Genomic DNA, 18404 nt, shown 5'->3' with positions numbered 1-18404 from the left:
CAGTCTACTTTGGTCGAAAGGAACAGACCAAGCATGTCTGCGGTGAACCTGAGCGTGGCCGACCAGATCGGCCTTCGCACCGTCAACGATCTCCTGCGCGAGCGGGCCGCCGCGCATGCGGACAAGGAGTTCCTCGTCTTCGAGGACGCCGACGGTGGCGTGCAGCGCTTCACCTACGGGCGCTGGCTGGAAGAGGTCGAGGCGCTGGCCTGCGGCCTGGCCCGGCTGGGCGTGGTGGAGGGGAGCAAGGTCGCCCTGCGCATGCGCAACCGCCCGGAGCTGGTCATGAGCTGGTTCGCGGTCGCCCGCCTGGGTGCCGTGTCGGTGCTGACGATCACGCTGAACACCGCCCGCGAGACCCACTACGTCACCTCGTTCTCCGATGCGGAGTTCGTCATCACCGACGCCGAGTTCGTGGACATGTACGAGGAGCTGCGCCCGGAGCTGCCCGCGCTGCGCACGATCATCGCCGCCGGTGCGCCCGCGCCCGCCCCCGGGCTCGTGCGCTTCGACGACGTCGCGATCGCCGGTGAGCAGCCGCCGGTGGTGGAGCTCGCGCCGGACGCGCCGATCGAGATGCTCTTCACCTCCGGCACCACCGCGCGGCCGAAGGCGGTCGTGCTCACCCACGCCAACTGCCTCAACGCGGGCGAGCGCGAGTGGATGATCCAGGGCCTCGAGCCGGACGACCGGCTGCTGACCTGCCTGCCCTTCTTCCACGTCAACGCGCAGACGATCACCCTGCTCGCCGCGCTGACCCTGGGCGCGTCCGCGACCTTCCTGCAGACCTACAGCGCGTCGCGGCTGATGGACCAGGTCCGCCGCCATCAGGCCACGCAGCTCTCGCTGGGATCGGCGATTCTGCGCACCCTGCTGGCGCAGCCGCAGCGCGCCGACGACCGCGAGCACACCCTGCGCCGCGTGTTCTACGCGATCAACGTGACCGACGCGGAGAAGGCCGAGTTCGAGCAGCGCTTCGGCGTCGAGCTGATGAACGCCTACGGGTTGACCGAGGCGATGACGGTGGTGTCGGTCACGCCGGTGTTCGGCGACCGCCGCTGGCCCTCGATCGGGCGGCCCGCGATCCAGCGCGAGGTGCGGTTGGTCGATTCCGACGGGCAGCCGGTGCCCGTGGGGGAGGTCGGGGAGATCACCGTCCACGGCCGCCCGGGCTTCACCTTGATGCAGGGCTACTACAAGAACCCCGACGCCACCGCCGAGGCGATTCGCGACGGCTGGCTGCACACCGGGGATCTCGGCCGCATGGATCGCGACGGTTACCTGTACTACGTCGACCGCGTCAAGGACATGATCAAGCGGGCCGGCGAGAACGTCTCCGCCGCGGAGGTGGAGGCGGTGCTGATGTCCCATCCGCAGATCGTCGAGGTGGCCGTGATCGGCGTGCCCGATGCGATCCGCGACGAGGCGGTGAAGGCCTTCGTGGTCGCCGCCCCCGGATCCGGTCTGACCGCGGATGCGGTGACCGAGTACTGCCGCGAGCGACTGGCCGGCTTCAAGGTGCCGACGGTCATCGAGTTCCGCGAGGAGCTCCCGCACACCTCGGTGGGCAAGGTCGAGAAGAAGCGCCTGCGCACCGCGCAGCCCGTCGCCCGCTGAGCGCCGACGTCGTCGGCCTCGCGGGTTGACGCCGTCTCCTCGCTAGGTATACTGGCGCGACAGTACCCGCTGTCGAAGCAGGCCGCCACCGAGAGTGATTGATCGATGATCGCGTTGAACTTCTACGTCCCGTGCAACCTCGGCTCGACGCCCGGGGCGGAGCACCACGAGGTGTACCGCCGCAACGTCGAGCTGGCGAAGTTCGCCGCCGCCGAGCTCGGGGTGACGACGCTGGACATCCCCGAGCACCACTTCGTGGACATGCTCAACGTGCCCGGGCCGTTCGTGATGGCGGCGCACCTGGCCGCGCAGATCCCCACGGTCAAGGTGCGCACGACGGTTGCGCCGATCGTGCTGCACGGCAACCTGCTGCGCTTCGCCGGCGAGGCGGCGCTGGCCGACAACCTGACCGAGGGCCGGTTGGAGATCGGCCTCTCGCGCGGTTCGATCGACTACGAGGCGCGGCGTCTGGGCAGCTCCATGGCCCGCAGCCGCGAGCGCTTCCAGGAGGGCGTGCTGTTCCTCCAGCGCCTGCTCACCGAGCGCGACGTCACGACCGACGGCGAGTTCTACCAGGTGCCCGAGGCGACGACGATCATGCCCCGCACCTACCAGGAGCGCCTGGTCCCGATCTGGCTGGGCAGCACCTCGCGCGACAGCATCCGCTGGGCCGCGAGCCAGGGCTGCAGCGTCGTCACGACGTCGTTGCGCGAGCCGATCGAGCTGCTGCGCAAGCAGGCGCAGTGGTTCCACGAGGCGGCCGACGAGCTGCCCGACAGCGTCGCGCGCCCCAAGGTCGACGTGCTCACGCAGGTCTTCGTGTCCGAGGACGAGGACGAGATCCTGCGCATCAAGGAGTTCATGGTCGAGAAGCAGGTGGCGCAGATGCGCGGCCTGCTGGTCGGCGCACCGAAGTTCATCGACGGCAAGATGGTCGCCCAGGACGGGTCCGACGAGGTCACGCTGACCGTGGAGGACATCGAGGAGAGCGTCCTCGTCGGCTCCCCCGACGAGGTGGCCGAAGGGCTCCTGCTGCGCGAGCACCTGGGCTACGACGGCGTCAGCCTCGACTTCTTCTACCACGACCCCACCTTCGAGTCGGTGATGGGCAGCCTCGAGCTGTTCCGCGACAAGGTGCTGCCCCAGCTGCGCGCCGCTCAGGCCGCGGTGTGATGGGCGCCGCACGCATCGTCATCGGGGTCGACGGCTCGCTCAACGCGCGCCTGGCCGCCCTGCGCGGCCTGGAGGTGTTCGGTCCCGACGCGGACTACCTGCTGGTCGCGGTCACGCCGGCCGGCGGGTTCGCCTCCGAGCAGCGGGCCCAGGCCAAGGCGCTGGAGCGCACGCAGAAGCTGCTGCAGGACGCCGGCGCCACGGCCACGACGGTCGCCGCGCGCGACGGCGACGCGGCCGACGAGCTGTTGGCCGCGGCGGCCGCGCACGAGGCGACGACGATCGTGGTCGGTGCGCGCGGCGCGGAGATGTTCATCGCCGGCAGCGACGACGCGGCGCGGATCGGCGCGGTCTGCCAGGCGCTGCTCAACTGCCGCCTGTGCGACGTGCTGGTGGCCCACAATCCGAGCGCGACGCCGCGGGACGCCTCCTGATGTCCCAGACCACGCCGCCCGACGTCTGCATCGACGCCCTGGGCCTGGACTTCCGCGGCTGGACCGACGACCTGGCCGCCAGCGGCCTGTCGGCCGTGCACGTGTCGACCACGGTCGTGTGGGACCTGGTGGCCGGCTACATGGGCCACACCAGCGCGCTGGGGGCGATCACGCACGACACGATGGACGTCAAGCGGCGCCTGCGCGAATCGGCCGACCACATGTTCCACGTGGACAGCGCGGCCGACCTCGACCGGCTCGGCCAGGACGGCCAGGTCGGCGTGATCCTCGGCCTGCAGGACCTGACCGGGGTGGACTGGGACGCCCGCCTGCCCGCGCTGCTGCGCGAGCTGGGCATCCGCGTCGTGCAGCCGGTCTACAACTACGCCAACCCCTACGCCGACGGCTACATGGAACCCCGCGACGCGGGCCTCTCCGTGGCCGGTCGCGCGCTGGTCAAGGGGCTCAACGAGGCCGGCATCAGCATCGACGTCTCCCACGTCGGCGCCCGCTCCTCGCTGGACATCATCGAGGCCTCGTCGGTGCCGGTGGCCGCCACCCACGTCAACCGCCGCGCGGTGTACGACTCGCCGCGCAACAAGACCGACGACGTCCTGCGCGCGGTCGCCGACTCCGGCGGCGTGGTCGGCGTCGTCGCGCTCGGCGCGGCGATCTGGGACGGCGACCCCGACCACTTCCCGACGATGCAGGACGTCGTCGAGCACATCCTCTCCCTGGTCGAGCTGCTGGGCGAGGAGCACGTCGGGATCGGCACCGATCACATGCTCTCCCAGGACTCCGACAACGACCCGGAGGCCGGCTGGTGGCGCAACGGGCCGCCGCCGATGGCGCTGATCGACAAGCCGGGCGGGTTCGGCGCCTACATGCAGGCCTTCCATCAGGGCTTCCCGGCCCAGCCGATGACGGTGGCCAACAACTGGCCGCGCGGCTTCGAGACGATCGCGGGCTGGCGGTCGCTGCCCCAGCTGCTGCGCGACGCGGGGCTGTCGGATGCGGCCGCGCGCAAGGTGCTCGGCGCCAACTGGGTCCGCTTCTTCCGCGAGACGTGGAACGCATGAGCGTGCGCGCGAACACCGAGCGGCTGGCCGCGGCGCGGGCCGCGGAGGACGGCGAGACGATCGCGGCGCTGCTGGCCGACGACGTCGTGCTGCACGTCCCGGTCAGCCTCGGCGTCGACCCCGTCCAGGGGCGTGAGACCGTCGCCACCGTCCTGGGCGGCGCCGTGGCCAAGACCTACCTGCAGGCTGAGACGATCCGCCGCGACGTGCTGCAGACGGTGGTCGACGGCGACGTCTCGGTGGTCAGAAGCCGCCTGTCGGGCGTGACGCTGGACGGCGACGACTACGCCAACGACTACGTCTGTCTCTACACCTGGCGCGACGGTCTCGTCGCGCGGGTGGAGGAGCACATGGACACCCTGCACGTCGCCCAGAGCGGCGTGGCCAAGCTGGCCCAGACCGACGGGGGAGGAACCCGATGACGACCGAGGAGACGCGGGCGTTGACCGAGCGGCTGTCGCAGGCGCGCAAGGCCCGCGACGCGGAGGCGATCCGCCCCCTGCTCACCGACGACGTGGTCCTGCTGCCCCCGCCGAGCCTGGCCGACACCGGGCGCCCGTCGATGCAGGCCGAGGGGCCCGAGGGCGTGGCCACCGGACTGGCCGGGACGGCGGTCAACGCGTTCCTGCACGCCGACACCGTGGAGCGCGACGTCCAGGAGACGCTGGTCGACGGCGACCGCTCGATGGTCCGCATCCACATGACGGGCGACTTCCAGGCCGGCGGTCGCTACGACAACCACTACGTGTGGATCTACTTCTGGCGCGACGGGCGGATCTACCGCGTCGAGGAGCACACGGACACGCTGCGCTACGTCCAGATGAACCTGACGAAGGTGGGTGCGCAATGAGCACCGAGCAGACGCGCGAGCTGCAGGGGCGCCTGATCGCGGCCTACCTGGACGCCGACGCCGAGGCGATCGCCGACCTGCTGGCCGAGGACGTGCTGCACGTGCGTCCCGACAGCGGCGGCGACAGCCCGCGGCGCGGGCGCTCGCCGGCCGCGGCCGCCCTGGCCCAGGCCCCCGCGGGGCTGGACCCCGACAGCATCGAACGCGAGGTGACGCTGACGATCGTCGACGGCGACGGCGCGCTGGCCAAGATCGCGGTCTCCGCGCGCACGGCCGACGGTCAGGCCTATCGCAACGAGGTGGTCCTCATCGCGACCTGGGAGGACGGCGCCGTGATCCGCCTGGACGAGGTGGGCGACACGCTCAACGACGCCGACCAGGGCCTGGTGGCCGAGGTGCCGGCATGGCCGTGAGCGCCGGGGCGGACGTGCGCAACCTGATCGGCGGCGGCTTCCGCGAGCCGGCGGGGGACACGCGCCGGTCGATCGTCGATCCCGCGTCGGGCGCGGTCATCGCGGCGGCGCGCGACGCATCGACGGCCGATGTCGACGCCGCGGTCGCGGCCGCCGTCGAGGCCGGCCGCGGATGGGCCGACTGCACGCCGGCCGAGCGCGCCGACGCGCTGCTGCGCCTGGCCGGCGTCGTCGAGCAGCACGCGGGCGAGCTCGCGGCGCTGGAGCAGGCCAACGTGGGCAAGCCGGGCCCGGTGGCCGAGCTGGAGCCGCTGCTGACCATCGACGTCCTGCGCTTCTTCGCCGGGGCGGCACGGGTCATGGAGGGCGTGGCCGCCGGGGAGTACACGCGCGACGTGACCACGATGGTCCGCCGGGATCCGGTCGGGGTGGTCGGCTGCATCGTGCCCTGGAACTACCCGCTGTCCACCGCGGCGGCGAAGTTCGCGCCCGCGCTGGCCGCGGGCAACACGGCGGTGGTCAAGCCCTCGGAGCTGACGCCGCTCAGCCTGCTGCGCCTGTGCGAGCTGGCCGAGGACGTGCTCCCGCCGGGCGTGCTGAACGTGGTGGTGGGCGACGGCGCGTCGGTCGGCGCCCGCCTGGCCGAGCACCCCGACGTGGCCATGATCAGCATGACCGGCAGCCCTCGGGCGGGGAAGGCGATCGCCGCCGCGGCCGCGCCGACGCTGAAGCGCCTGCACCTCGAGCTCGGCGGCAACGCGCCCGTCGTCGTCTTCCCGGACGCCGACGTCGAGACGCTCGTCGGCACGCTGCGCCTGGCCTCGTTCTGGAACGCCGGACAGGAGTGCGGCGCCGCCGCACGCGTGCTCGTCCACCGCGACGCGCTGGCCACCGTGCGCGACGCGCTGGCCGAGATGGTGGCCACGGTCGTCGTCGGCGATCCCACCGCAGCCGACACCGAGGTCGGCCCCGTCATCTCCGCGGCGCATCGCGCGCGGCTGACCGACCTGGTCGACGGGGCGGTCCGCGCGGGCGCGTCGGTCGCGGTCGGGCGCGAGGTGCCCGACCACGGGTTCTTCGTGGCGCCGACGCTGGTCTGGGACGTCGGGCAGTCCAGCCCGATCGTGCAGCAGGAGACGTTCGGTCCGGTGATCACGCTGCAGGCGTTCGGCGACGAGGCCGAGGCGATCGCCCTGGCCAACGGCACGCCCTACGGGCTGAGCGGCTCGATCTGGACCGGGGACGTGGCCCGCGGGCTGCGGCTCGCGCGCACCCTGCGGGCCGGGACGACCTGGGTCAACACCCACCTGGTCGCCTCGCTCGAGCTGCCGTGGGGTGGGCTGGGGGACTCCGGCGGCGGCCGCGACGCGTCCATGTACGCGCTCGAGGACCACACGATCACCCGCAACGTCTCCGTCGCACTGAACTGATGACCGCGCAGCAAGGAGAGGGAACCATGGCCTCAGGCCTGACGCAGGACGGCGTGCAGACCTTCGATCGCCTGCTGATCGGGGGCGCGTGGGTCGAGCCCTCCAGCGACGAGCGCATCGACGTGATCTCGCCGGTGACCGAGCAGGTCATCGCCCAGGTGGCGGCGGCGCAGCGCGCGGACGTCGACGCCGCGGTGGCCGCGGCCCGCGCGGCCTTCGACGACGGTCCGTGGCCGCGGCTCTCGCCCGCCGAGCGGGGCGAGCACCTGGCCCGGCTGCGCGACGAGGTGGGCCGCCGGCTGGAGCCGATGGCCGCGGCCTTCACCGCCGATGTCGGCGCCCCGGCGGCGATCTCCCTGTGGGGTCAGCAGCTGGCCATGCCGATCCTCGAGGACGCCGTGACCATCCACGAGCACGTGTCCTTCGCCGAGGACCGCGGCTGGGACGGCACCCGCCGCACGCGGATCGTGCGCGAGCCGATCGGCGTGGTCGCGGCGATCATCCCGTGGAACGGCCCCGTCGCCGGCGCGGCGCTGAAGGTCGCCTATGCGCTGGCCGCGGGCTGCACCGTGGTCCTCAAGCCGGCCGAGGAGGGGCTGACCAGCCTGATGCTCTTCGCCGAGGCGCTGGCCGCGGCGGACCTCCCGCCCGGCGTGATCAGCGTCCTCCCGGCCAAGCGCGAGGTCAGCGAGTACCTGGTCACGCACCCGGGCGTCGACAAGATCGCCTTCACCGGCAGCACCGAGACCGGGCGGCGCATCGGCGCGCTGTGCGGTGAGCAGGTGCGGCCCGTCACGCTCGAGCTCGGCGGCAAGTCGGCGGCGATCATCGCCGACGACGTCCCGCTGGAGGACGTGCTGCCCACGCTCGTCGCGGCCGGCATCGGCCACAGCGGACAGGTGTGCGCGGCGCTGACCCGCATCCTCGTCCCGCGCGAGCGCCAGGAGGAGCTGATCGAGGCGCTGCGCGGCGTGATCGCCCAGTGGAAGGTCGGCGACCCCACCGACCCGGGCACGATGCTCGGGCCGCTGGTCGCCGAGCGCCAGCGCGACCGCGTCGAGGGCTACATCCGCCTCGGGCAGGAGGAGGGCGCGCGGCTGGTCATCGGCGGCGGCCGGCCCGAGGGCCTGGACCGCGGCTGGTTCGTGGAGGCGACGGTGTTCGCGGACGTCGACAACAGCATGCGCATCGCCCAGGAGGAGGTCTTCGGGCCGTTCCTCGTGGTGATCCCGTTCGACGATCTCGACGAGGCCGTGGCGATCGCCAACGACTCGCCCTACGGGCTGTCGGGCGCCGTGTTCGCCCGCGACGAGCAGCTGGCCGAGCAGATCGCGCTGCGGGTGCGCACGGGGCAGGTGGGCATCAACACCTGGGACGTGTGCAGCGTGCAGCCGTTCGGCGGCTACAAGCAGTCCGGGGTGGGCCGGGAGGGTGGCCCCGAGGGCGTCCTGCAGTACCTCGAGACCAAGGTCCTGCTGCTTGCCGGCTGAGCTGGCAATCGGCGCGCCCAACAACTACACTGACACGCCAGTGTACTTCTGCGAACGAGGACCGAGATGATCCGGTCGGCGGACTACGTCATCGCCGGCGGCGGCACCGCCGGGGCGATCCTGGCCCGGCGTCTGTCCGACGCCGGGGCGGAGGTCATCCTGGTCGAGGCGGGGCCGCTGGGGAACACCGACGAGCGCGTCACCGTCCTGCGCCGGTACGTCGAGATGCTCGGCACCGAGCTCGACTTCGACTACCGCACCGAGGCCGCGGAATGCCGCGGCAACGACCTGATGCGCTACCCCCAGGCCAAGGTGCTGGGCGGCTGCAGCGCGCACAACTCGTGCATCGCCTTCCGGGCTCCCGACTGGGACCTGGACGCGTGGGAGCGGGCCGGGATCGAGGGCTGGTCGGCCGCGGCCTGCGCGCCCTACTTCGATCGCGTCTTCGCCACGGTCAACCTCGAGGACCCGCGTCCCGGGCATCCGTGGGTCGACGGCTTCCTGGCCGCGGCCCAGGCCACCGGCCTGCCGCTGGTGGACTTCGGCGTCCCCAACGTCCGCTCCGGTGTGGGCACGCTGAAGCAGAACCGCCGCGGCGAGCTGCGCGAGTCCAGCGCCGCCGCCTACCTGTTCCCCCTGGCCGACCGCTCGCCGACGTTGCGCGTGGTGACCGACGAGACGGTCGTGCGCGTCGTGCTGGACGATCGCGGTGACGCGATCGGCATCGACACCACGCGCGGGCGGATCGTCGCCCGTCAGGAGGTGCTCCTGTGCGGCGGCACGTTCGGCTCGGCCAAGACGCTGCTGCTGTCGGGCATCGGTCCGGCCGACGAGCTCAAGCAGGTGGGCATCGATCCCGTCGTGGATCTGCCCGGCGTCGGGCGGCACCTGGTCGACCACCCGGACGGGCTCCTGCTCTACGAGGCCACCGAGGCGGTCAGCAACGAGCTGACCTTCACGCACTGGGAGTCGGCGCTGTTCGCCTGCGTCGAGGGCGGCTCGGACGCGCCGGAGGTGATGATCCACTTCGACACCGACGGCTACTCGCCCTACACGGTGGCCCGCGGCTACCCGACCGCCGCGACGATGCTGGCGCTGCACCCCAACGTCACGCGGGCGCGCAGCGAGGGCAGCGTGCGCCTGCGCTCCGCCGACCCTGCGGCGCAGCTGGTCATCAACACCGGCTACTTCACCGATCCCGACGGCTACGACGAGCGGATCATGCTCGAGGGCTTCCGGATCGCCCGCGAGGTCGCCGCCCAGCCCGAGCTGGCGCGGTTCATCAAGCGCGAGCTGGCGCCCGGACCGGAGGTCGTCGACCGCGAGGCGCTGTCGGCCTACGCGCGCACCGCCGGGGCCACGGTCGGGCACCCGGCCGGCACCTGCAAGCTGGGGGCCGACGACGATCCGCTGGGCGTCGTGGACCGCCACCTGCGCGTGCGGGGCGTAGGCCGGTTGCGCGTGGCCGACGCCTCGATCCTGCCGGCGATCGTCACGGTCAACCCGTGCATGACGGTGATGATGATCGGCGAGCGCTGCAGCGCCGACCTGCTGGGCCAGGACGCGGCCGCACCGGTCGCGGCGGAGGCGCAGCTGCGATGACCGCGACGCCGGCCGCCCGGGTCACCGGGGTGACCAAGCACTTCGTCGGCACGCGCGTGCTGGACGACGTCGGGCTGGAGATCGGCGCCGGCGAGATCCACGCGCTGGTCGGCGGCAACGGGTCGGGGAAGTCGACGCTGATCAAGATCCTGGCCGGCGTCCACACCGCCGACGCCGGCCGGCTGGAGACGCCCGACGGCGCGTCCGACCTGCGCTCGGCCTCACCGGCGCAGGCCCACGCCGCCGGCTTTCGCTTCGTCCACCAGGCCCAGAGCACCTTTCCCGAGCTGACGGTGGCCGAGAACCTGTCGATCGGCCGCGGCTTCGAGACCGGTCCCGGCCAGGTCATCCGCGAGCGCCAGGTCCGCCGGCGGGTGGGCCAGGTGCTCGAGCGCTTCGGCATCGACGCCGACCCGCGCGCGCCGCTGCGCACGCTCGGGCCGGCGGCCCAGGCGATGGTCACGATCGCCCGCGCCCTGCAGGACCAGGCCGAGTCCCAGGCCCGCGTGCTCGTGCTCGACGAGCCCACCGCCGCGCTCCCGCCCGCGGAGGTGGAGATCCTCCTGGCCGCGCTGCGGCGGTACGCGGCCGACGGGACCGCCGTCCTGTTCGTCTCCCACCGGCTCGACGAGGTGCTGGCGGTCGCCGACACGGTCACCGCGTTGCGCGACGGCCGGCGCATCGCCACCCGGTCGAGCGCCGACCTCACGCACGACGAGCTGGTGGAGCTGATCGCCGGTCGCGCCGTCGTCCCGCACGCCGCCGCCGGCCAGCGGCGGCCCGCCGGGGCCACCGTGCTGGCCGCCGAGGGCCTGAGCGGCGGCCTGGTGGAGGACGTGTCGTTGACCGTCGGCGCGGGGGAGATCGTCGGGATCACCGGGCTGGCGGGCTGCGGCACCTCGACGCTGCTGCGGCTGCTGTTCGGCGCGCAGCCGCGCTCGCAGGGCGTCGTCGCCATCGACGACCGGCCGGTGCGGTCGGGCTCGACGGCCGCGGCGATCGCCGCCGGCATGGCCTTCGTCCCCGGCGATCGGGCCACCTTCGGGGTGTTCGGCTCGATGACCGTCGCCGAGAACATCTCCGCGGGCGCGGTGCGCCGCTACTGGCGACGCGGGTGGGTGCGCGGTCGCACCGAGCGGCGCGAGGCGCACGCGGCGTTCGCGCGCTTCCTGGTGCGCGCGGACTCGCCGGCCCAGCCGATCACACAGCTGTCGGGCGGCAACCAGCAGAAGGTCGTCGTGGCCCGTTGGCTGAGCCAGCCCGGCCGGCGGCTGCTGCTCTTGGACGAGCCGACCCAGGGCATCGACATCGGCGCCCGCGAGGAGCTGTGGGACATCGTCCGCCGCGCCACCGACGAGGGCGCCGGCGTGATCGTCGCCTCGTCGATGCTCGACGAGCTCGCCGACGTGTGCGACCGCGTCCTGGTCATGCGCCGGGGCCGGGTCGTGCACGAGGTCCGCGAGTCGCCGCTGACGGTCGACCGCCTGATCGACCGGATCCATTCCGTGGAGGTTGCCGCATGACCATGGAGACGACGGCCGCCGCGGAGACCGACGCGCCGCCGCGGCGCGCGACCGTCGCCGGCGGACAGGGTCGGCTGCTGGCGATCGCCGAGTCCTACGGCCTCGTCCTGCTGACCTTGGCCCTGATCGCCTTCTTCGCGCTGCTGCCGGCCTCGTCGGACACGTTCTTCACGACCGCGAACCTGCGCATCGTCCTGGTCGACCAGGCGGTGCTGATGGTCGTCGCCCTGGCGGTCATGGTCCCGATGGTCGCCAACATCTGGAACTTCACCCCGGGCGCGGCGGCCGGGCTGGCCTCGATCTACGCCGGTCAGCTCGGCGCCAGCTCGGGCTCGTTCGTGCTCGCGCTGCTGCTGGGGATCGTCGTGGGCGCCGTCGTCGGGGCGATCGTCGCGGTGCTGGTCACCGCGCTGAAGATCAACTCGGTGATCGCGACGTTCGCGGGCACGATCATCATCGCCGGCGTCGTCGACCTCAAGACGGGCGGCAACAGCATCGTCAGCGGCCTGCCCAGCGAGTTCTCCAGCCTGGGCACGGGCGAGGTGCTCGGGATCCCCAGCCTGTTCTGGGTGGCGCTGCTCGTGGCGCTGTTCGTGCACTACCTCCTGCGCCTGACGCCGTTCGGTCGCAACTTGTACGCCGTCGGGGCCAACCGCAGCGCGGCCAAGCTCGTCGGTCTGCGGGTCGAGTCGCTGACCGCCCTGGCGCTGGTGGTCAGCGGCGCGCTGGCCGGGGTGGCGGGCGTGCTCCTGCTCGCGCGCACCGGAGCGGCCAACCCGACCGTCGGACCGGGCTTCACGATCCCGGCCTACGCCGCGGTGTTCCTCGGGGCGGCGGCCGTGCGCCCCGGACAGTGGAACGTCGGCGGGCTGATCACGGCGATCGTCTTCCTGGGCGTGCTCAACAGCGGGCTGACGCTGGCGGGCGCGGCCGAGAGCGTCAGTTCCCTGGCCACCGGCGTTGCGCTGCTGATCGGCGTGGGCTTCGCCAACGTGTTCGCGCGGCAGCGCGGGCGACCACTCGAGACCACATAGGTGCTGGACCCCGACGTGTGTCCGCGGCCGGTCGGCCGCGGACCGGTCACCCCTTCGTACAAACACCATTCAAGGACGGGATCGGGATGAGACGTTTGCTGGCAGTTTCCGCGCTGTTCGCGGTGTCGCTGCTTCTGGCCGCGTGCGGCAGCAGTGACTCCGACAGCGACACCAGCGCCACCGGTGGTGCCACGGCCGCGGCCACGGGCGCCTCGACGACCGCGGACGCGGGCGGATCGGCGACCGACGCCAAGGCGGGCGCGGCGAAGTACCTGACCGAGACGGGCACCTTCGTGGCGCCGCCCACGAAATCGCCGGCGCCGCAGGCGGGCAAGCGCATCGCGCTCGTCTCCTGTGGTCAGACGGTGATTCCCAGCTGCGGCCTGGAGATCAACGCCGCCAAGGAGGCGGCCGAGGCGATGGGGTGGACCGCCACGATCATCGACGCCAAGGGCGGCGACCCGATGGCCACCGTGCCGGGCATCAACAACGCCGTGGCCGACAAGGTCGACGGCATCTTCACCTACTACATCGACTGCAAGTACATCAAGCAGCCGCTCCAGGCGGCCAAGGACGCGGGCATCCCGGTGGTCAACGCCGACGGCGCCGACTGCAGCCAGAGCGACCCCAACGAGCCGTCGCTGTTCACGGCGTCGGTCCAGTACAACGCCGGCGACGGGTCGTTCGCCGATTGGGCCAACGAGGTGTTCACGTCCCAGGTCGACTACGCGGTCGACAAGCTGGACGGCAAGGCGAACATCGGGTTCGTGACCGACAACACGACGGATTCGAGCCTGGCCGCCGCGAAGGCCGTGCAGGCCGAGGTCGAGAAGTGCAGCGGGTGCACGATCAAGGAGCTGCTCTTCCCGATCACCGACATCGGCACGTCGCTGCAGGGCAAGGTCGAGTCGTTCCTGCTGAAGAACCCGGACATCGACGCGGTCATCCCGGGCTACAGCGCGGTCCTCACCGGCGGTCTGATGGGCGGCGTGCAGAGCGCTGGGCGCGAGATGCTGGTCAGCGTCGCCGAAGGCCTGCCCGAGGGGCTGCAGCTGATCCGCGACGGCAAGGCGCAGTACGGCTCGGGGATCTCCTACGGGTGGGAGGGCTACGCGGCCATGGACACGATGAACCGGCTGCTCAACGGCGAGGACGCCAACGTCAACTCGGGCATCGGCGTGAAGCTGTTCGACGCCGACAACGGGATGCCGGCCGGCGACCTGTGGGAGCCCCCGTTCGACTACAAGGCGCTGTACCGCCAGGCGTGGGGGCTCGACGGCTGAGCCACGCCTGATCACGGGCCGAGCGGACTCTGGTTGATGGAGTTCGTTCGGCCCGTAGGTATACTGGCGAGTCAGTATCCACAGAAGGCATTGAACGTCATGAAACCCGTCACCGTCCACACCGCGCGCCACGGCGCCGTCCTGGAGATCACCATCGATCGCCCCGCCAAGGGGAACGCGATCGACGCCTCCGTCACGGCGGGCCTGGCCGCGGCGCTGGAGCGACTGGAGGACGCGCCCGAGCTGCGTGTCGGGCTGCTCACCGGGGCGGGCGAACGCCATTTCTGCCTCGGCTCGGACCTGGGCGCGGTCGACGATCTCGATGCGCTGCTGCATCCGGTCGGCGGCTACGGCGGCGTGGCGCGCTTTCCGCGCACCAAGCCCCTCGTGGCGGCGCTCAACGGCGACGCCGTCGGGGGTGGGATGGAGCTGGCCCTGGCCTGCGACTTCGCCCTGGCCGCCGATCACGCCCGGATCGGCTTCCCCGAGGTGACCATCGGGGTGATCGCCGGCGCCGGTGGGGCGCTGCGGCTGCCCGGGCGGGTGGGCGTGGCGCGCACCATGGAGCTCCTGCTCACGGGTCGGCTGATCGACGCCGCCGAAGCGGCGTCGATCGGCTTGGTGGCCCGGTCGGTGCCCGCCGATCTTCTACGTGACGAGGCGCTGCGGGTGGCTCAGGGCATCGCCGCCGCGTCGCCGCCCGCGCTGCGGGCCACGCGCGAGCTGGTCGAGCTGGCCGCGCGCGCCGACGACGGCCTGCTGTGGCGGGTCAACGACGAGGCGCTGGAGCGGGTGCTGGCCGGTCCGGACGCCGCCGAGGGCCGCCGTGCGTTCCTCGAGCGGCGCGCGCCCTCCTTCACCGCTGCCCAGCCGGACTGATTCACCGAGCGACAAAGGTACGAAATGCACACCGGTCTATCTCTCATCTTCCAGAACGTCGACGACGACGTGTCGGACGCCGACGTCTATCGCCACGAGCTCTCGCTGGCCCAACGAGCCGAGGCGTCGGGATTCGAGTCGGTGTGGGTGCCCGAGCACCACTTCACCTCCTACCAGCTGACCCCGAACGTGCCGCAGTTCCTGGCCTGGCTGGCGTCGGCGACGTCGACGCTCAAGCTGGGGACGATGGTCTCCGTCCTGCCCTGGCAGGACCCGGTGCGCACCGCCGAGAACTTCGTCGTCCTCGATCACCTGTCGGGCGGGCGCGGGATGCTCGGCATCGGCCGCGGCCTCGGACGCGTCGAGTTCGACGGCTTCCGGCTGCAGATGGGCGAGTCGCGCCGGCGGTTCTCCGAGTACGCCGAGGCGATCCTGCAGGGCCTGGACTCCGGCTTCATGGAGTACGACGGCGAGTTCTACCAGCAGCCTCGCGTCGAGCTGCGCCCGCGGCCGTACGCGCCGTATCGCGGTCGGACGTTCGCCTCGGCCATCTCGCCGCAGTCGATCGACCTGATGGCCGGCCTCGGCGCCGGGCTGATGGTCATCGCGCAGAAGCCGTGGGACACGGTGGAGACCGAGATGGCCAACTACCGCGCGCGGTACCTGGAGGTCAACGGGGAGGAGGCGCCCAAGCCGGTGCTCTGCGTGTTCGTCGGCGTCGCGCCCACCGAGGCCGAGGCGCAGCACCTCCGTGACGTGTACCTGCAGCGCTACGCGCGCTCGACGGTCGAGCACTACGAGTTCGACAACGTCGGGTTCGCCGAGATCGAGGGCTACGAGTACTACGCCGCCCTGAGCCGCAACATCGAGAAGCACGGCCTGGACGGCTTCTGCTCCTTCCTGGCCGACCTGCAGATCTGGGGCACGCCGGACCAGGTGGTCGAGCAGGTGCTGGGCTACGTGGACCGCCTTGACGCGGGCGCGGTCGTCCTGGCGCCCTGCTTCGGCAACATGCCGACCGAGGTGTCGACGGCCAACTTCGAGCTGCTCGCCCGCGAGGTCGTCCCGCGCCTGCGCGCCTACGACGTCGGCGGCGACGTCGGCGTGCGCCACGGCACCGGCCCCCAGCGGGAGCGCAACCCCGTCGCGGCCGCAGCGGCCGGCCCCCAGGATCCCGACGACGTCCCGGCGATCGGCCTGCTCCCATGACCACGCCCGTGCGCGAGCTCGCGCCCGGAGACGTGGTCCAGACCGGCTACGGCCTGGCCGAGATGATCGAGCCCCCGTTCCTCGGCCAGGGAGGCGCGTCCGTCTTCGACGACCGCGAGCTCTTCCTGCGCGCGCGGGCGCGCCTGCTGGGAGCGCGCGAGCGCGTCGTGTGCCTGACCTGGCCCGTGGCCCATCGCGTGACGGTGCTGCGCACGGCGTGAGCCGAGCCCCCGCTGCGCGCCAAACGCCGCGGGTAGGCTGCGGCCCTCGCGGGCCAGTAGCTCAGTTGGTCAGAGCAGCGGACTCATAATCCGTCGGACCCAGGTTCGAGTCCTGGCTGGCCCACTGCCAAATTTGGCTGTAGCAAGCGGAATCTGGGTCGTACATCCGTTTGCTTCGCTGGTAAAGGGTTCCCAACTCGGGTTCCCTGGATGCCCGTCATGACTCCCACGGGCCACCTACAAGTCGTCGAGAAGGGCTCCGGTCGGCGCTTCGTCGCGCTGTGGCGAGACGCCAATGGCAAGCGCCACAAGAAGGTCATCGGCAAGGCCTGGGTGAAGGCTTACGGCCAGACACCGAGGGGAGCCACTCGTTGGAGGGGCGCCGACGGACCCAAGCCGGGACCCGAGTACCTGACGCCACGCGAGGCCGACGACTGGCTGCGCCGCACGCTGGCCGACGCGACGATCAACGAGCCGCCCAAGCCGTTCGTCGCGACGGTCACCTTCCACGAGGCAGCGATGGAGTGGCTGCGCTACATCGAGTTCGATCGCGAGCGCTCCAACACCACGGTCCGCGACTACTACAACACCGTCTACGGAGCGCTCATCCACTACTTCGGAGCCGAGACGCCAGTCAACGCGATCACCACCGCGGACATCGACGACTTCCGCGAGCAGCAACTGGCTGAGGGGCGCATCAGCCGGCGCACGCTCCAGAAGCAGCTGGTGCTCATGCACGGCCTGCTGAAGCGGGCCAAGCGCAAGGGCTGGGTCGAGTACAACGCGGCGGCGGACGCCGAGCGGATCACGTTCAAGCGCTCCGGTGACTTCAACGTCCTGACGCCGTCGCAGGTCGACGCCGTCTCGTCGGCCGCGGCGGACGAGACGATTCGCGCGGCGATCGTCGTGGCGGCGTACACCGGACTACGGATGGGAGAGCTGCGCGCGCTGCGCTGGCGGGACGTCGACTTCGCCAAGCGCTCCGTGTTCGTGCGGCGCAACTTCACCGGTGGCCAAGAGCGCTCACCGAAGTCCGGCAAGGTCCGCTCGGTGCCGATGGTCGACCAGACGCTCGTCGCCCTGGACGGTCTGAGCCGGCGGGAAACCAACGTCGCTCCGGACAGCCTCGTCTTTGGCGACGAGTGGGGACGGCACCTCTACGACTATACGATCCGCAACGGCTTCTACGAAGCACTCGCCGCGGCGGGCCTGTCGGCGCTGCGCGTGGGCGAGGATCCGATCGTCTTCCACGACCTGCGCCACACGTTCGGCACGCTCGCGGTGCAGGCGTTCCCACTGACCGACGTCAAGGCGTACATGGGCCACGAGGACATCAGCACGACGATGATCTACGTCCACCACGTGCCCAGGCACGACGCGGCCGACAAACTCTCCGCGCTGCTGCGCCGAGAGACCGAACCGCTCGCGCCGGGTGGCGCGATGGCCGCGGGTCGGTGAGGATCGGGGCATGGCGACGCCGGGCGAGCAACAGCTGGCGGTGGTGGTGAAGCAGGCCGAGGGGGCGGCGGACCGCATCGCCAACGCCGCCGGGTTCATCGTGGACCGGGTACAACAGGCAGGCATCACCTCCGTGGTGGTCTCCGGCGGCGCCGCCGTCGTGCTCGCGACGGCGGCCGACTTCGCCACCGTCGACATCGACCTGATTACGCCCGAGGCCGACCGGCTCGACGCCGTGCTCGAGGCGTTGGGGTTCGAGCGGCCCAATGCGCACCAGCACATCTGGGCCAACGAACGACTCGGCCTTACGGTCCAGGTCCCGGCTTCCTACCTACCCGCGCATTCGGCGACCGACCGCGTTCAGACGCCGACAGGGAGCGTCGTGCCGATCTGGTCACTGACGGATCTCACGCTGGACCGACTCGGACAGGCCGTGTTCTGGAACGCGCGGGACCGCCTCGGCCAGGCCGTCGCGCTTCGCGCGGCCGCCGGAGACGCCTTCGACATCGAGCGAGCACGACAGCGGGCACAGGACGACGGGCCCGCGACCGTAGCTGCCCTCGACGTGTTCTTGCGGCTCTACGACTCACTGCCGACGACAGGCTCGGCCGACCGCGACGCTTACGCCAGTGGCCGGGATCGCTTCTGGGCAGAGATCGACGAGCTGGGGCTCCAGGGGTAACCTGAGTCCATGGCCGCTGTGCGCTCC

18 protein-coding genes and 1 tRNA gene are annotated in these 18404 nt (G+C 71.8%); all 19 read left to right on the top strand.

The window, feature by feature from the left end; all coding sequences use genetic code 11:
- Positions 1-33 precede the first annotated feature (33 nt).
- Positions 34-1617, top strand: coding sequence for an AMP-binding protein (locus tag ACZ5UI_RS10015; RefSeq protein ID WP_464196803.1), 1584 nt, complete (start codon positions 34-36; stop codon positions 1615-1617).
- A gap of 105 nt (positions 1618-1722) precedes the next feature.
- Positions 1723-2790 carry an LLM class flavin-dependent oxidoreductase gene (locus ACZ5UI_RS10010; RefSeq protein ID WP_464196801.1) on the top strand — a complete coding sequence of 356 codons (1068 nt, stop codon included), beginning with the start codon at positions 1723-1725 and terminating at the stop codon, positions 2788-2790.
- Positions 2790-3224 carry a universal stress protein gene (locus tag ACZ5UI_RS10005; protein WP_464196799.1) on the top strand — a complete coding sequence of 145 codons (435 nt, stop codon included), beginning with the start codon at positions 2790-2792 and terminating at the stop codon, positions 3222-3224. The genes ACZ5UI_RS10010 and ACZ5UI_RS10005 overlap by 1 nt, the downstream gene beginning before the upstream one ends.
- A complete protein-coding gene (locus ACZ5UI_RS10000; RefSeq protein WP_464196797.1) occupies positions 3224-4303 on the top strand; it encodes a dipeptidase in 1080 nt (359 codons plus the stop codon). Before ACZ5UI_RS10005 ends, ACZ5UI_RS10000 begins: the two co-directional genes overlap by 1 nt.
- On the top strand, positions 4300-4725 hold the full coding sequence (locus ACZ5UI_RS09995; RefSeq protein WP_464196795.1) for a nuclear transport factor 2 family protein: 426 nt from the start codon (positions 4300-4302) through the stop codon (positions 4723-4725). The genes ACZ5UI_RS10000 and ACZ5UI_RS09995 overlap by 4 nt, the downstream gene beginning before the upstream one ends.
- On the top strand, positions 4722-5153 hold the full coding sequence (locus tag ACZ5UI_RS09990) for a nuclear transport factor 2 family protein (protein ID WP_464196793.1): 432 nt from the start codon (positions 4722-4724) through the stop codon (positions 5151-5153). Before ACZ5UI_RS09995 ends, ACZ5UI_RS09990 begins: the two co-directional genes overlap by 4 nt.
- Positions 5150-5566 (top strand): nuclear transport factor 2 family protein, encoded by a 417-nt coding sequence (locus ACZ5UI_RS09985; RefSeq protein ID WP_464196791.1) that lies wholly within the window; start codon positions 5150-5152, stop codon positions 5564-5566. Before ACZ5UI_RS09990 ends, ACZ5UI_RS09985 begins: the two co-directional genes overlap by 4 nt.
- Positions 5557-6996, top strand: coding sequence for an aldehyde dehydrogenase family protein (locus ACZ5UI_RS09980; RefSeq protein WP_464196789.1), 1440 nt, complete (start codon positions 5557-5559; stop codon positions 6994-6996). The genes ACZ5UI_RS09985 and ACZ5UI_RS09980 overlap by 10 nt, the downstream gene beginning before the upstream one ends.
- Before the next feature lie 26 nt (positions 6997-7022).
- The gene (locus ACZ5UI_RS09975) at positions 7023-8486 is read left to right on the top strand and encodes an aldehyde dehydrogenase (RefSeq protein ID WP_464196787.1); all 1464 of its coding nucleotides are present in this window, start codon (positions 7023-7025) and stop codon (positions 8484-8486) included.
- Positions 8487-8552: 66 nt separating this feature from the next.
- Entirely contained in the window at positions 8553-10088 is a 1536-nt protein-coding gene (locus ACZ5UI_RS09970; RefSeq protein ID WP_464196785.1) for a GMC family oxidoreductase, read from the top strand.
- Positions 10085-11611, top strand: a complete 1527-nt coding sequence (locus ACZ5UI_RS09965) for a sugar ABC transporter ATP-binding protein (RefSeq protein ID WP_464196783.1) — start codon at positions 10085-10087, stop codon at positions 11609-11611. Before ACZ5UI_RS09970 ends, ACZ5UI_RS09965 begins: the two co-directional genes overlap by 4 nt.
- Entirely contained in the window at positions 11608-12645 is a 1038-nt protein-coding gene (locus ACZ5UI_RS09960) for an ABC transporter permease (protein WP_464196781.1), read from the top strand. Before ACZ5UI_RS09965 ends, ACZ5UI_RS09960 begins: the two co-directional genes overlap by 4 nt.
- 86 nt (positions 12646-12731) lie before the next feature.
- On the top strand, positions 12732-13928 hold the full coding sequence (locus ACZ5UI_RS09955) for a sugar ABC transporter substrate-binding protein (RefSeq protein WP_464196779.1): 1197 nt from the start codon (positions 12732-12734) through the stop codon (positions 13926-13928).
- 99 nt (positions 13929-14027) lie between these two features.
- Positions 14028-14807 carry an enoyl-CoA hydratase/isomerase family protein gene (locus ACZ5UI_RS09950; RefSeq protein WP_464196777.1) on the top strand — a complete coding sequence of 260 codons (780 nt, stop codon included), beginning with the start codon at positions 14028-14030 and terminating at the stop codon, positions 14805-14807.
- A gap of 24 nt (positions 14808-14831) precedes the next feature.
- Positions 14832-16016, top strand: coding sequence for an LLM class flavin-dependent oxidoreductase (locus tag ACZ5UI_RS09945; protein WP_464196775.1), 1185 nt, complete (start codon positions 14832-14834; stop codon positions 16014-16016).
- The gene (locus ACZ5UI_RS09940) at positions 16013-16237 is read left to right on the top strand and encodes a hypothetical protein (protein WP_464196773.1); all 225 of its coding nucleotides are present in this window, start codon (positions 16013-16015) and stop codon (positions 16235-16237) included. Before ACZ5UI_RS09945 ends, ACZ5UI_RS09940 begins: the two co-directional genes overlap by 4 nt.
- A gap of 50 nt (positions 16238-16287) precedes the next feature.
- A tRNA-Ile gene (locus tag ACZ5UI_RS09935) sits at positions 16288-16361 on the top strand.
- Positions 16362-16456: 95 nt separating this feature from the next.
- On the top strand, positions 16457-17695 hold the full coding sequence (locus ACZ5UI_RS09930; RefSeq protein WP_464196771.1) for a tyrosine-type recombinase/integrase: 1239 nt from the start codon (positions 16457-16459) through the stop codon (positions 17693-17695).
- Between the two features lie 10 nt (positions 17696-17705).
- A complete protein-coding gene (locus ACZ5UI_RS09925; protein WP_464196769.1) occupies positions 17706-18377 on the top strand; it encodes a hypothetical protein in 672 nt (223 codons plus the stop codon).
- Positions 18378-18404 lie beyond the last annotated feature (27 nt).

The sequence above is a fragment of the Conexibacter sp. JCM 18997 genome (genome assembly GCF_055391915.1).
This window is presented reverse-complemented; position numbering and strand designations above follow the sequence as displayed.

What these genes read in the sequence shown, in the direction of transcription:
- ACZ5UI_RS10010 (WP_464196801.1), top strand. Translation starts at nt 1,723, where the DNA reads ATGATCGCGTTGAACTTCTACGTCCCGTGCAACCTCGGCTCGACGCCC.
- ACZ5UI_RS09995 (WP_464196795.1), top strand. Translation starts at nt 4,300, where the DNA reads ATGAGCGTGCGCGCGAACACCGAGCGGCTGGCCGCGGCGCGGGCCGCG.
- ACZ5UI_RS09955 (WP_464196779.1), top strand. Translation starts at nt 12,732, where the DNA reads ATGAGACGTTTGCTGGCAGTTTCCGCGCTGTTCGCGGTGTCGCTGCTT.
- ACZ5UI_RS09925 (WP_464196769.1), top strand. Translation starts at nt 17,706, where the DNA reads ATGGCGACGCCGGGCGAGCAACAGCTGGCGGTGGTGGTGAAGCAGGCC.
- ACZ5UI_RS09950 (WP_464196777.1), top strand. Translation starts at nt 14,028, where the DNA reads ATGAAACCCGTCACCGTCCACACCGCGCGCCACGGCGCCGTCCTGGAG.
- ACZ5UI_RS09975 (WP_464196787.1), top strand. Translation starts at nt 7,023, where the DNA reads ATGGCCTCAGGCCTGACGCAGGACGGCGTGCAGACCTTCGATCGCCTG.
- ACZ5UI_RS09960 (WP_464196781.1), top strand. Translation starts at nt 11,608, where the DNA reads ATGACCATGGAGACGACGGCCGCCGCGGAGACCGACGCGCCGCCGCGG.
- ACZ5UI_RS09945 (WP_464196775.1), top strand. Translation starts at nt 14,832, where the DNA reads ATGCACACCGGTCTATCTCTCATCTTCCAGAACGTCGACGACGACGTG.
- ACZ5UI_RS09990 (WP_464196793.1), top strand. Translation starts at nt 4,722, where the DNA reads ATGACGACCGAGGAGACGCGGGCGTTGACCGAGCGGCTGTCGCAGGCG.
- ACZ5UI_RS09985 (WP_464196791.1), top strand. Translation starts at nt 5,150, where the DNA reads ATGAGCACCGAGCAGACGCGCGAGCTGCAGGGGCGCCTGATCGCGGCC.
- ACZ5UI_RS10000 (WP_464196797.1), top strand. Translation starts at nt 3,224, where the DNA reads ATGTCCCAGACCACGCCGCCCGACGTCTGCATCGACGCCCTGGGCCTG.
- ACZ5UI_RS10005 (WP_464196799.1), top strand. Translation starts at nt 2,790, where the DNA reads ATGGGCGCCGCACGCATCGTCATCGGGGTCGACGGCTCGCTCAACGCG.
- ACZ5UI_RS10015 (WP_464196803.1), top strand. Translation starts at nt 34, where the DNA reads ATGTCTGCGGTGAACCTGAGCGTGGCCGACCAGATCGGCCTTCGCACC.
- ACZ5UI_RS09930 (WP_464196771.1), top strand. Translation starts at nt 16,457, where the DNA reads ATGACTCCCACGGGCCACCTACAAGTCGTCGAGAAGGGCTCCGGTCGG.
- ACZ5UI_RS09980 (WP_464196789.1), top strand. Translation starts at nt 5,557, where the DNA reads ATGGCCGTGAGCGCCGGGGCGGACGTGCGCAACCTGATCGGCGGCGGC.
- ACZ5UI_RS09965 (WP_464196783.1), top strand. Translation starts at nt 10,085, where the DNA reads ATGACCGCGACGCCGGCCGCCCGGGTCACCGGGGTGACCAAGCACTTC.
- ACZ5UI_RS09940 (WP_464196773.1), top strand. Translation starts at nt 16,013, where the DNA reads ATGACCACGCCCGTGCGCGAGCTCGCGCCCGGAGACGTGGTCCAGACC.
- ACZ5UI_RS09970 (WP_464196785.1), top strand. Translation starts at nt 8,553, where the DNA reads ATGATCCGGTCGGCGGACTACGTCATCGCCGGCGGCGGCACCGCCGGG.